At 67.7% G+C, this 12,500-nt stretch carries 8 protein-coding genes and 1 pseudogene; 3 read left to right on the top strand and 6 right to left on the bottom strand.

The genetic code is table 11. The annotated features are described in order from the left end of the window. Nucleotides 1-1,597: 1,597 nt before the first annotated feature. From OG963_RS03955 to OG963_RS03945, 3 genes are all read right to left on the bottom strand, one after another. A complete protein-coding gene (locus OG963_RS03955) occupies nucleotides 1,598-2,716 on the bottom strand; it encodes an acetate/propionate family kinase (RefSeq protein ID WP_371798400.1) in 1,119 nt (372 codons plus the stop codon). Continuing rightward, on the bottom strand, nucleotides 2,703-3,209 hold the full coding sequence (locus OG963_RS03950; protein ID WP_371798399.1) for a CBS domain-containing protein: 507 nt from the start codon (nucleotides 3,207-3,209) through the stop codon (nucleotides 2,703-2,705). Before OG963_RS03950 ends, OG963_RS03955 begins: the two co-directional genes overlap by 14 nt. Nucleotides 3,210-3,663: 454 nt before the next feature. Then, nucleotides 3,664-4,541, bottom strand: a protein-coding gene (locus tag OG963_RS03945; protein ID WP_371798398.1) for an IS5 family transposase whose coding sequence is annotated in 2 segments (ribosomal slippage) — nucleotides 3,664-4,148 and nucleotides 4,148-4,541 — 879 coding nt in all. Because the reading frame shifts where the segments join, the coding sequence is not laid out codon by codon here. Nucleotides 4,542-4,587: 46 nt separating this feature from the next. On the opposite strand from OG963_RS03945, the pseudogene OG963_RS03940 reads away from it, so the two are divergent. Then, a pseudogene (locus tag OG963_RS03940) lies at nucleotides 4,588-4,758 on the top strand (Na+/H+ antiporter NhaA); the annotation flags it as partial. A gap of 366 nt (nucleotides 4,759-5,124) precedes the next feature. Here the strand turns inward: OG963_RS03940 and OG963_RS03935 are convergent. The 3 genes from OG963_RS03935 to OG963_RS03925 all read right to left on the bottom strand — a co-directional run bounded on the left by OG963_RS03935 (nucleotide 5,125) and on the right by OG963_RS03925 (nucleotide 10,058). Further along, nucleotides 5,125-6,237, bottom strand: coding sequence for a hypothetical protein (locus OG963_RS03935; RefSeq protein ID WP_371798397.1), 1,113 nt, complete (start codon nucleotides 6,235-6,237; stop codon nucleotides 5,125-5,127). Between the two features lie 330 nt (nucleotides 6,238-6,567). Beyond that, nucleotides 6,568-7,722, bottom strand: a complete 1,155-nt coding sequence (locus tag OG963_RS03930; protein WP_371798396.1) for a glutathione-independent formaldehyde dehydrogenase — start codon at nucleotides 7,720-7,722, stop codon at nucleotides 6,568-6,570. Between the two features lie 557 nt (nucleotides 7,723-8,279). Continuing rightward, nucleotides 8,280-10,058: a PucR family transcriptional regulator gene (locus OG963_RS03925; RefSeq protein WP_371798395.1), complete on the bottom strand. Its 1,779-nt coding sequence runs from the start codon at nucleotides 10,056-10,058 to the stop codon at nucleotides 8,280-8,282. A gap of 224 nt (nucleotides 10,059-10,282) precedes the next feature. Between OG963_RS03925 and OG963_RS03920 the strand changes: the two genes are divergently transcribed. Together OG963_RS03920 and dnaK are read left to right on the top strand one after the other, a co-directional pair. Then, nucleotides 10,283-10,489, top strand: a complete 207-nt coding sequence (locus OG963_RS03920; RefSeq protein ID WP_371798394.1) for a hypothetical protein — start codon at nucleotides 10,283-10,285, stop codon at nucleotides 10,487-10,489. Between the two features lie 108 nt (nucleotides 10,490-10,597). Then, nucleotides 10,598-12,493 carry a molecular chaperone DnaK gene (gene dnaK / locus OG963_RS03915; protein ID WP_371798393.1) on the top strand — a complete coding sequence of 632 codons (1,896 nt, stop codon included), beginning with the start codon at nucleotides 10,598-10,600 and terminating at the stop codon, nucleotides 12,491-12,493. Nucleotides 12,494-12,500 lie beyond the last annotated feature (7 nt).

The following is a 12,500-nucleotide window of genomic DNA, read 5'->3' as shown; positions in this document are numbered from 1 at the left end:
GTCGTCGGAAGCCGGGATCCGGGCGATTTGAGACCTATCCGCGCCGCTCCGAAAGCCGTGATTTCTTTCAGTGCATGGTGCCTGCGCACGGTGAACGGACGCTTAACGCGAGGCTCTGCCGGAGGTGGAGTTACGACGTCTGCAGCACGCGCGGTCTTCCCTGGCAGGATGGCGTCATCATCTCAACTCCTGTGAGCTCCAGATGAGTTCACTCGGTCTATCGCCGCATGATCCTCGGGGGCCTTACCGCCATGGCTGCCCCTCGCCCTGCCCTCCTCCGCCCGGGCCGCGATGGGCACGGGTGACGGGCTTTTCCGCTGCGACCTGGTCGTGCCTACCGGGCCGCACGCGGTAAGCGCCGTGGACCTACACCTCGTCGACTCCGGGCGAAGGGGCCTGTGGGCTCAGGAGGGGGCCCGGTCAAGAGAATTGATGATCACCATCTGGTATCCCGCATGCCGGAGGTCGAAGCACAGGTCGCGCCGTACACCCCGCCCAGCCTCAGCCCGGCGCTCGACACCTTCGCCGCCTCCCTCGGCATCCCCGCGCACTCCGTCGACTGGTCCGACATCGGCACCCATGCGACCGTGGGTGCCCCAGTGTCGCACCGGGCCGGGCCGTCGACCATACCTACGGGGCGCTCGCTGTCGCGTTCCCTGACGGCCGTGTCATCACCCCCGCCCCCGCGCTGGCCGGCAGCGTGCTCCCACCGGAGGTCATGAAGGCCGCCGTGGACTGCCGAGTGGCCGACCTGTGCTCCGTACTGGACCAGTTGCACCCGCTTGCGCGTGGCGGTAACCCCGACTCCGGTGGCCGCGCCCTTCCGGCCGGACTCGGCGCCGCGCTCGACCTGTCGTCGGTCGGCTTGTTCGGGCACTCCCTGGGAGGCACGGCCGCCGCCGAGGCCATGCGGCTGGACCGGCGTATCAGAGCAGGTGTGGTCCTGGAGCGCTCGGCTACGGCCCCGACGACCTGGAACTGTTCGCACCTGTCACGCGCACGGGACTGCGGCATCCCTTCCTGCTGGCGGGTAGCTGGTACACAAGCGAAGTCCCCTTCACCCACATCCACGTACCGGCCTGGCGGCCTGGGGCCCTACGGGCGACCAGGTCGCGGCTGTACTCCGGGTGGGGCGGCGAGTAGAACGCGCGGAAGACGAAGGTTGCGACCTCCACCGTGATCTTCATTGCCGGGCCCTCATCGAGATATCGGCTGGTCATCGCGCCGGGCGGAACCGGTAGACAGCGAAACAACGAAGTGCCCCGCGGAGCCGCCCATCCGGTTCGCCGCACGGTTCGTCACCGCGTCGGCCAGCCGGGACCAGGACGCCGCATTCGCGTTGTTCCGGGCGGTCGCCGAGTCCGCCGACACCAACGGCACCGACGACTGAGGCGCCCCGAAGTTCTCGGACCGCGGCCCCCCATGGGACCCGTGTCGGGGCTGCCGCATGCAGTCCACCCATACGCCCACAACCCCCCGTACACCACCCGGGATGGCACGGGGTCGCGTGCAGGACACTCGTGGGGAAGTGGTGGATGGTGCGGCTGGGGCGCTGCTGACCGTCAAACGTGGCTGGCCCAACCTTTGTGTTGCACTGCTATCGGTCCTCAGCCCGCCTCGTGAGGGTGTCGCGCGTTTCCGCTGCCACCTGCTGGATTTCGCCTGTCGGGATCACCAGGACAGGCACGGCCGCGCCACACGGACTGACGACGGCGTCATCCGGCGGGTTTCCCTCCGTCAGCCCGCCGGTGATGCCCAGGACACCCAAGCCCGAACAGACCGCTTCGCGTACCTCCGGCTGGTCTTCGCCGATCTCGCCTGTGAACACGAGCGCGTCGATCCGGTCGAGGGAAGCGGCGACACTCGCGATGCCGCGCCGCACGCCAACAGCGAACACGTCCAGTGCGAAGGCCGCCCTACTGTCCCCCCGGGCGCCTGCGCGGACGAGGTCCCGGGTGTCCCCGGACATGCTGGACAGGCCGAGGAGGCCAGACTCGTGGTTGAGGGCGTCCTCGATCCGCTCGGCCGTCAAGCCTGCCGATGTCTGGAGCCAGAGCAGCAGACCAGGGTCGACGCTCCCGCTGCGCTTGCTCATCACCAGGCCCTCCAACGGGGTGAAGCCCATGGTGGTGTCGACGCTGCGCCCGTCGCGCACCGCGCAGACCGAGCAGCCGCCTCCCAGGTGCGCCAGGACGAGGTGCAGGGAGCTGGCCGGACGGCCGATCCGTCGGGCTGCCCGCTGCAGGGCCCACGCGTAGGACAGGCCGTGAAACCCGTACCGGCGCAGTCCGTACCGCTCGGTCCACTCGCGAGGCACCGCGTAGGTGCGGGCGGCGGGTGGCAGGTCGGCGTGGAAGGCGGTGTCCAGACACACGACGTGCGGCACGTCGGGCAGGAAAGCGCGGGTCGCGTCCAGGGCCGTGAGTGCCGGGGGCATGTGCAGCGGGGCGAGCCGCGCCGTACGGTCGAGCTCGGCTCGTACGTCGTCGTCGACGATGGTAGGGCGCAGTAGGTGCGGTCCGCCGTGAACGAGGCGGTGCCCGGTCGCCCCGACAGGGGGCGCGTCGCGCAGGAAGTCCTCGATCGTGTCGGCGGTCTCCGGGCCGGGTGCCTCGGTGAGGTGCCTCGCGGCTCGTTCGCGGCCGTCGGCGCCCAGAACCGTCAGGTGCAGGCTGGAAGAGCCAGCGTCGACGACGAGGATGTCAGGGCCGTTCACAGCTGCCACTTTCATTTCGTGGTCTCGGCAGGATCGGTGCGGCGGATCGCCTCGCGCAGCCGATCACGATGGTGTGGTAGACGACGGCCAGGTCGCCGGTGACGGTGGAGGGGCCGCGCACACGGCCCAGCCCGGTAACGGCCAGGTCGTGCCGAGATACGCCGTTGCTCGCGAGGAGGTCGCAATTCACCATTGGCCGGGCGTTCGCCGCCGTCCTGATCCGTTGCATGGGTCCATCCCTTACCGGGGTCCAGGGGGCGGGTGACTCCGAGGTCATCGTGCACTCGTTTGGCCTGGCAGCGCTGAACCGGTATCGCGCTCGATGGACAAGTCGCTCCCGGTCGGCGACGAGACCACGTAACCGATCGTCAGCGACCACGAGGACGGCGCCCATGTCCTTGCGTCGCATTAGCTGGGCAACGTTCCCCACGAACGTCAGCGACGACACGACGACAGGATCTTCCGTCATGACCTCGCGAACCTGCTGGACCATGATCCCTCCTTCAAGCTGCACACCGGCAGGTCTGTTGGACTTTCCCAGCTCGTGTACCCGTGACCAGGGACCGCGTGGCCTGACCTCGAGGGAGTTCCATCCATTGGCTCTCGCGACTGTCTTCACCAGCAGATTGGCCGTACATGGTCACCGACCGTCTGGCGGCCCTGCTCGCAGTGCTGCGCCGGCCGCCGGCGGGACGCGACGCCCATGCTGCGCGACGCGGCAGTGACAGGTAGGGACTGGCCGGCCGTTTTTATGACCTCCGGGCGGACAGCGGTGTTTGCTATCCGGTGACCGCGGTGTCTGATGTTCGCTCGCGTTCCTACTTCCTGGGCCTGCTACCTCTGCCTGAGCGTCAGGCCCCTCGCGCGTGCACTGCGCACCGAGATCGTCGGTGGCCTGGTACTCCTTGCCGCCGCGGTAGTGGCGCTAGGACGTGTTTGAGATGTGGTCACAGCGCCTGCCGTATGAGGGTGAGCTGGACGGTCGACTCGTAGCGGACGGCGAGCTTGTCGTACCTGGTCGCAACGCCTCTCGCCTGCTTCAGAAGGCCGATCCGGCACTCGACTTTGTGCCTGCGCTTGTACATTTCGCGGTCGAAGCCGGGCGGACGGCCTCCGGCGGAACCGCGGCGGAGTCGGTGTCCGGCCTGGTCTCGCTTCTCCGGGATGGTGTGCGCGATCCCGCGTTTGCGCAGGTAGGAGCGAATCTGACGGGAGGAGTACGCCCGGTCGGCAAGCACATGTCCGGGCCGGGTGCGGGGGCGTCCACCGCTGATCTGGGGGACACGAATTCGGTCCATCACCTGCTCGAAGGCGGGCGCGTCGCCTCGTTGGCCGGCGGTGATGACGGCAGCGAGGACGTGGAAGGAGGCGTCGACGGCGAGGTGAATCTTGGTGGTCAGTCCGCCGCGCGAGCGTCCCAGACCGTGGTCGTCCGGCTCGGCCGCGAGGCCGTCCGGACGCGTCCGGCCCGGATCGTCAGCCCCCTTTTGCAGGCCCCGGCGGTGTGCTGGTGAGCCCGGCAGACGGTGGAGTCAGCCGAGACCTCCCACTCGATGATCCCATCCGCATCTGCCTTGACCTGCAACTTCTTCAGGACGCGGGCCCATGTTTCGTCGATCTGCCATCGCCGGAACACCGCATACGCGGTCTCCCAGGGGCCGTATCGCTCGGGCAGATCTCTCCAAGGCGAGCCGGTCCGGGCCCGCCACCAGATCCCGTCGAACACCTGCCGCCGATCCCTCGGAGGTCGGCCCATCTTCGGTATCGGCGGCAACACCGCTTCCAGCCGCTCCCACTGTGCATCCGTCAGATCGCCACGAGACATCTGAAGATCGTTTCACGACCTTGATCAACATCTCAAACACGTCCTAGTGTGGGCGAACAGCCCGTGGAGCGGGGCGTACGAGGAGATACGGGATTTCCACTTCGGGATACCGGCACTCGGCCTTGCCCTGTCGGCGGGGCACCGGACGGCGGAGGGTCTGCTCGCGGTGTTCTTCCTGGTCGCCGGGATCGAGCTCAAGCGTGAACTGGTCGTGGGCAGGCGTGCGCTCTTCCTGAGCCGGTCGAGGTAGCCCGCAACGTTGGCCAACTGTCGGCGCAGCAACCACAACGCGTCGCTACCGAATCCCTAACTGCCCGGGCCGAACGCAAGTCAGGCTGGTCAGCGTGACGTTGGTGTGGGTCGCGCAGATGCCGCCCGTGGCGGCAGCGGCCGCGTGAGTGGGCGTGGTGAGCTCATTCGGAGAGGCAGGCCACGGCTGCCTACCACTGCCAAACCGAGAGATCGCAATCAGCAACACCAAGACCGACGCCACAACGGCACACCCGAGAACTCGGCGTCAAATGGGCAGCAGCATGACGACCTGCGTCGGCTGCAATGGGTCAGGCCTCGGCTCAGGGACGCTCTACGTCTCGCTCTCCAGCTCTTCCCGCACCTTCTTCTCCTCTCGCAGCTTCTGCCATCGCTGGCGCTGCCGCTCGCCGTACGCCGCGTTGCGGACGGTGCCGTCGTCCTCGAGTCCGGATCCGAACGCACCCCCGACCATGCCCATCGAGCTGACGAACCAGGCGAGCACGGCGTAGTCGTGGACCGTTGCGCCTTGCCCGATAACCGTGCCGAAGGCCGGCGGGGTCAGGATGAGCTTGGAGACGCCGAAGAGGGTGAAGAACAGGATCACGTACAGGGAGAGCACACCGAAGGTGATCGTCACGCACGTAACTGTGTTGTAGAGGCGGGAGAAGGAGCGGGAGAGCGAACCGTGAGGGCGTTCCCAGAGCTCGTGATCAATGATGATCCATGCCGTGAGGGCGAGAAGGGACAGTACAGAGGCCCCGATCAGGCGCCCCACGTCCATCCCCGAAGAGATTTTCCAGGTCGAGTTGTTGATCAGGCCGAAGGCGGCGGTTGCGAAGACACCGGCCAGTGCGCGGGAGAGGGTGGCGAAGAGCCGCCAGGGCCGGTTGGCCCGCACCATACCGATGACGAGACTCAGATGTCCGCGCAGGCCGGGCAGGATAAAGCGTTCCAAACCATCCTCGCCGACCCCCGAACCTTCGAGCCGGCCGGCTTCCTCCAGGGGAGCGAGATCAGCACGTTCCCGGGTGAGCATGCCGACGACATCCGCGACGACGCGCCGGGCGCGTCGTCGCATCCGCCAGGAGCCGAGCGCGGGCAGGGACACCAGCGCGATGCGGTCCGCCGGGCTCACCTCGACGCTGACCGGGCGCAGGCCGGCTCGTCGAGGCAGATCGGTGAGGAGGACTCCGGCGTCCCAGTCGCCCTCGGGGAGCAAGGGGCGTACGACGTCGGCCGCGGAAGAGACGTCCAGTTGCTCGTCTGCGACCAGGGGTACCGTGCGCGCTGTCACCCGCCAGTCGACGTCCGCGCGGACCCGCCGCCTCAGCTGCTGCGGCAGCTTGTCGGCCAATTCCTGGGCGATCTCCGACGCCACTCCGGGGTCGGCGACCAGCACGATCCGCACGACGTGCGCCGCAGCGGCAGGCAGGAAATCTGTCACGGTCTCAATCCGGTCGAGGGCGGGCACGCGCGACGGTTTTTCGCCCGAGGTCCCGTTGTAACGCCCCTCTATGTGGCAGTCGAGCGCGACAGGCGCCTTGGTGCCCGGCGTCCCCCGATCAGGCCGGGACGGGGAGAGCGGCCGACGGACGGACGAGTGGCGCGGAGGAAGACGAGGAGACGCACTCAGTCACCTACAGAGAACCGATACTGACGGACCAAAAGGACAACCCTCCCGCAGGCGACGCGAGGTACGACCCTCCGACGAGACGCTCAGTCCCGCCAACCACGCGTGCGAACCCTTGCGCACGGGGGGTGTGGGCCGTTTCGGTCAGTTCGAGCCGTTGGGGTGGAGTACGACCTTGGTCCAGCCGTCGTCACGGGCGTCGAAGTGCTGGTAGCCGGCGGGGGCCTGGTCCAGCGGCAGCTCGTGGGAGACGATCCATGAGGGCTTGGCCTTGCCCTGCTCTATCAGGGCGCACAGCTGTCGGTTGTATGCCTTGACGTTGGCCTGGCCGGTTCCCATCGACTGGCCCTTGAACCAGTACAGGCCGTAGTCGAAGGCAACCTCGCCGTCCTCCTTGTACAGCTTGTCGGGGCTCCCCGGATCGTGCGGCACGAAGACACCCACGACCCCGATCGTCCCGGTGAACTTCACCGAGTGCACCAAGTTGTTGAGCGTCAGGTTCGGGTGCTCGACACCCTGTGGGTCTTGCGCCTGGTAGCCCACGCACTCACACCCACGGTCGGCCCCCAGACCGTTGGTGAGCTCGTTTATCTGGTCGATCGGCGAGGCCTTGGAGTCATCGATGGGAATCGCACCGATCTGCTCTGCGAGCGCGAGCCGGTCCGGGTGACGGTCGACGACCATCACCTGCGCCGCGCTCTTGAGATTTGCTGACAGCGCCGCCATCAGACCGACCGGTCCCGCGCCATAGATGACGACGGTCTCACCCGGCTGCACGCCGGCCAGCTCCGTGCAGTGCCAGCCGGTCGGGAAGATGTCGGACAGCATCACGTAGTCGGTCTGCTTCTCCCGCGCATCCTCCGGCAGCACCAGGCAGTTGGAGTCGCCGTACGGAACCCGCAGGAACTCCGCCTGACCGCCGTTGTAGGGGCCCATTCCCGCGAAGCCGTATGCGGCATCGGCCATCGTCGGATCCACCGGCGTGGTCAGGCAGAAGGCCGTCAGCCCGTTGTCGCAGTTGCGGCAGAACCCGCAGCTGATGTTGAACGGCAAACAGACCAGGTCCCCCACCCGCACGCGGTCCACGCCGTCGCCGACCTCAATGACCTCCCCCATGTTCTCGTGGCCGAGGACACGCCCCGTCTTTATGTCCGTGCGCCCCTCATACATATGCAGGTCCGACCCGCAAATGTTGGTGGAAGTGATCTTCGCAAGCACATCCGTCGGCCGCTCGATCCTCGCGTCCGGCACGTCCTGCACGTTCACCGAGCGCGGCCCGTCATACACCAGAGCCTTCATGGTGATTCCCTCCTCCTGTCCGACATGGATTCACGAATGAATCAACCGCGATTGCTATGCATGCGCCGCGGGAAACGCGCACGAGGACGCGCATGGCTACCAGTGCCGGTACACAACTGACAACACGTCGAGAAGAGATTTCGCAAAATGCTCACTCATTTACCGGGGAGCCTCACGGCACCAAAGGCCGGGCCACTGCTTCCCGGTGGCTCTGCGGCCGCAGCAGCAAACGCAACCAATGCGCCGTCCGGAGTGCTCCTTTAAAGCCTCCCACCGGGACACTGCATGTCAACCGGAGATCGGCGAAGAATATTTGATCGTCCCTACTGCAGGGCCAACCAACCGTGACGGAACTACGAGAATTCACAGCACTGCGGGTGACGGTCGCGGAAGCCGGCAACGAAGAAGGACTGGACGACTCCAGCGCGCAGTGGTCCACGCCTGCCGTCACCGAGTTCGCTGTGGCCGCCGTGCCTTCTTCGCCCGGAGGCGTGTACACCTTCCTGCCGCTCGGCGATTGCCGCCGGCACCGCTCGCACGACAGTTCTAGCGGGGCATCAGCCGGGTCCGCCCAGCACGATCGTCCACACTCGGGTCGCCACCTGGAGGTTGAGGCGGTCCTCGACGTTCGCGAGGTCGTTGCCGCTGATGTCGCGGATACGCTGGAGCCGATAGCGCAGCGTGCTGCGGTGGATCGCGAGGGATTCGGCGGTCTCGTCGTAGTTGCCGCCGCAGTCGAAGTACCGGGACAGAGTTTCCACCATGGCCGCGTGGTGCCGGGAGTCGTAGTCGATGAGCTGCCCTAGCCACTCGTGGACGAACGTCTCTAGTTCCCGGTAATCGTTGCCAGGTCCCAGGATGCGGTAGAGGCCGAGCTCGTCGAAGAACGTCGTGCCGTAGCGCTCACGGGAGTGGCGGCGCACTTCCAGGGCGCGCTGCGCCTCCTGGTAGCGGTGGGGGATGTCGTCCAGGGAGTTGCAAGGGGCGCTCACTCCGATCGTCCCGGACCGTGTCCCGGTCTCCCGGGCGAGCGCCTCGTACAGTGCGCGGGCGTGCGGCCTGCCGTCAGCGACCAGGACCACGTGGTCGGAACGCGGGGTCAGCAGCGAGCGCATGCCCACGGCAGAGGCCGCCCGGCCCACGGTATGCGCGAAGGAATCGTCCGCAGTCCGGTTCGACCACTGCACCACGACGATGTAGTGGCTGCGGTGCAGGTCGTGTCCGACTGCCTCGGACCGGGCGTAGGCGCTCGCCTTGTCCGTCCCTGCCAGGAGGTCGTCGACCAGCTCGCGGTGCAGCCTCAGCTCCACCTCGGCCAGGTTACGCAGGTGCGCCAGCTCCAGGGCGAGCGACGCGGCAGCGTGTTCCAGCGCGAGCACGGTGTGCTCGTCGGCCTCGCCCTGGGCATCGACCAAAGCCAGCACGCCCAGCATCTCGCCGTGCGGGCGGACCAGGGTGATCAGCCGGTCCCTTATCCGCACCGGCCCGACCTCCCGGGCAGCGGCGTGCAGCATTTCGTCCTGGCGCACGGGGTCCGGTTCCGGATAGGGGTCGGGGCGGCTGGGGCCGGTCCAGGACCTCAGCCGACCGAAGCGGTCCTCGACCAGTGCGGGGAGTCCAGTGAGCTCGTGCAGTGCGCGGGTGATGGCTTCCTCGCCGCCGCCCGAGGCAGCGACCTCGGCCATGAGCGCGTGAACAGCCCGCTGGTACCCCAGCTCAGCCACGACGGAGATCAGCTGCCGCTGGTGGGCTGTCCGTTCCTCCCTCAGCCGGTGCAGCTCCCGCGCGTCCTCGCGTTGGCGGCGGTCTGTGAAGGCGACTGACAGAGCAGCAGCGGTGTGCCGGACGAGCGTGGCGAGCAGGTATCGCTCGGCCTCGGTGGGCCGGGAGCGGGACGTCACCACCAGGTAGCCGTGGAGTCCCTCAAGTCCGCGCAGCCCCAGAGCTTGGCCCCAGGGCCAGCCGGGTACGGTCACAGGGCCGTCGTGCCCGGCCAGCTCCCGCACCCTCCGGTCCACGGCGGCATGGATCTGCCCGCCCCTCGGGCCGGGGACCAGGTCGCCGTCCACCCTGAGGTATCCGGCCTCGGCGCTGAATGGCCCCACGGCGGCTATGTGGTCCATGGCCAGGCGCAGGATCTCGCCTTCGTCCTGGGAGTCGAACAGGGCGTTGGAGAGCACCATCAGTTCGTGGAGGGCATAGTCGGCCGGGGTCGGAACGGGGGGGCTGGGCTCTCTCCGCGCGGCCGTGGACTGCCGCCCGGCGCTGCCCCGGGGAAGGCTGCCCTCCCGGTCGGAGCGGTGGCGGTACACGTTGTGCGCCCGGCTGCTGGTCATGGGATTGCTCCCTTCCCCCAACAAGCCCTCAGAAAGGTGAATGCGACCGTTCCTGTACGCCCCTCCGCCCAACATACCCGAGATGTTCGGAGTCTTCGTCTCGTGCTCGCGGGGCGATGGGCTCCGTTGCTTTTTGACCTGCTGGGCGCAGGCGTAGAGCCGCTTGGTTAAGCGAGTCTGGGGCATGCGGGTGGCGCATGCGCACCGGCAGGGAGGACTGGGCGATGCTCGAGAGGCCTCGCAGGCCCGTTGACACGTACGAGACGTTCGGTCTGCTGCTGTGCACCCTGCGGGGCAGCCGCCGGGATGACGGGGAGGTGCGGCGGCCGGACCGGGCGGGTCCTGGTGCTTCGGGGCGGGGTTTCGCCCCCTTCCGCTCGACGCAGCCCAGCCGGTACTCGTCGTCGGCGCTGGTGGTCCGCAGCCCGTAGAGCAGCTGTACGGCCTCGTCGGCGACCGCTTCGTCCGGACGTCCCGCCCATACTCAACGATCGGATCCGCAGCGTCGGCGCAGGCCGCCGCATCGGGAGGAGTTCCTCATGGCCAAGGCAGTGGGCATAGACCTGGGCACCACCAACTCGGTGATCGCCGTTTGGGAGGGCGGCGAACCTTCCGTCGTGCCCAACAGCGAGGGTAACCGTACGACACCGTCCGTGGTGGCCTTCACCGACACCGGGGAACGTCTGGTGGGCCAGCTGGCCCGGCGCCAGGCGATCCTCAACCCCAAGGGCACCATCTACTCGGCCAAGCGGTTCATCGGCCGGCACTTCGACGAGATCTCCGACGAGGCCAGAGCCGTGGCGTACGACGTGGTCGAGGGCGACGGCGGGGCGGCACGCTTCAAGGTGCGCGACAAGCTGTACGCGCCTGAGGAGATCAGCGCACAGGTGCTGCGCAAACTCGCCGACGACGCCTCCAAGCAGCTGGGGGAGCGGGTCACGGAGGCGGTCATCACGGTGCCCGCCTACTTCAATGACGCTCAGCGCACCGCCACCAAGGATGCCGGACGGATCGCGGGTCTGGAGGTGCTGCGGATCATCAATGAGCCGACCGCGGCGGCGCTCGCGTACGGCATGGACAACAAGCAGCACGAGACCGTCCTCGTCTTTGACCTGGGCGGCGGCACCTTCGATGTGAGCATCCTCGACGTCGGCGACGGCGTGGTGGAGGTGCGTTCCACCGCGGGCGACAGTCACCTGGGCGGTGACGACTTCGACCGGCGTCTGGTGGATTACCTCGCAGACGACTTCCAGAAGGAGAACGGCATCGATCTGCGCAAGGATCCGCAGGCGCTACAACGCCTGTTCGAGGCTTCGGAAAAGGCCAAGACCGAGCTCAGTTCGGTGACACAGACCCAGGTCAGCCTGCCGTTCATCACCGCCGACGCCTCGGGACCCAAGCACCTCACCGACTCGATCATGCGGTCCACGTTCGAGCAGATCACCGGCGACCTGGTGGAGCGGTGCCTTGGACCGGTCCAGCAGGCAATGGCCGACGCCAAGGTCGGCGAGAGCGACATCGACGAGGTCATCCTCGTAGGCGGCTCCACACGTATCCCGGCGGTCCAGGCCCTTGTGCGCCGGCTGACCGGCGGCAAGGAACCCAACATGAGCGTCAACCCCGACGAGGTCGTGGCCCTGGGCGCCGCGATCCAGGCCGGGGTACTCAAGGGCGAGGTCAAGGACGTCCTGCTGCTCGATGTCACGCCCCTTTCGCTGGGTGTCGAGACACGCGGCGGCGTGATGACGAAGATCATCGAGCGGAACACCACCATCCCCGTGCGCCGCGCCGAGACCTTCTCCACCGCCGAGGACAACCAGCCCGCCGTCGACATCGTCGTCCTCCAGGGCGAGCGCGAACTGGCCGCCGACAACCGGGTGCTCGGCCGCTTCCAGCTCACCGACATCCGCCCGGCACCGCGAGGTGAACCACAGATCGAGGTCACCTTCGACATCGACGCCAACGGCATCCTCAACGTCAAGGCCCGCGACCGGGACACCGGCAAGGAACAGGGCATCACCATTAGCGAGAGCTCCAATCTGGACCGCAGTGAGGTCGAACGCATGGTCCAAGAGGCCGAAAGTAACCGGGGCCAGGACCAGGCACTCCGCGAGGCCGTCGACGCCCGCAACGAACTCGACGCCGTCGCGTACCAGGTCGAGAAGCGCCTCGCTGAACTGGGCGACGCAGCCCCCGCGCACGAGAAGGCACGCGCCGAGATGCTCGTGTCCGACGCCCGGGAAGCGGTCAAGGAAGAGGCGGGCGTGGAGCGCGCACGACCCCTGACCTCGGAACTCCAGCAGGTGCTCGCCGGGCTGGCGGCCCATCAGGGCGCCGGCGCAACGGGTCCCGGCCAGGACGCCGCTACCGGTGGTCCCACCAGCGGTGGTGGCGGTGACGACGATGTCATCGACGCCGAGTTCGACAAGGACTGAGGCGCGC

This window comes from Streptomyces sp. NBC_01707 (assembly GCF_041438805.1).
Lineage (GTDB): Bacteria > Actinomycetota > Actinomycetes > Streptomycetales > Streptomycetaceae > Streptomyces.
The sequence above is the reverse complement of the archived record's forward strand: the minus strand, read 5'-3'. Positions and strand labels throughout refer to the sequence as shown.

Bases quoted from the DNA above. Each gene is read 5' to 3' on its own strand.
- OG963_RS03920 (WP_371798394.1), top strand. From the start codon at position 10,283: ATGCTCGAGAGGCCTCGCAGGCCCGTTGACACGTACGAGACGTTCGGT.
- OG963_RS03950 (WP_371798399.1), bottom strand. From the start codon at position 3,209: ATGGTCCAGCAGGTTCGCGAGGTCATGACGGAAGATCCTGTCGTCGTG.
- dnaK (WP_371798393.1), top strand. From the start codon at position 10,598: ATGGCCAAGGCAGTGGGCATAGACCTGGGCACCACCAACTCGGTGATC.
- OG963_RS03930 (WP_371798396.1), bottom strand. From the start codon at position 7,722: ATGAAGGCTCTGGTGTATGACGGGCCGCGCTCGGTGAACGTGCAGGAC.
- OG963_RS03925 (WP_371798395.1), bottom strand. From the start codon at position 10,058: ATGACCAGCAGCCGGGCGCACAACGTGTACCGCCACCGCTCCGACCGG.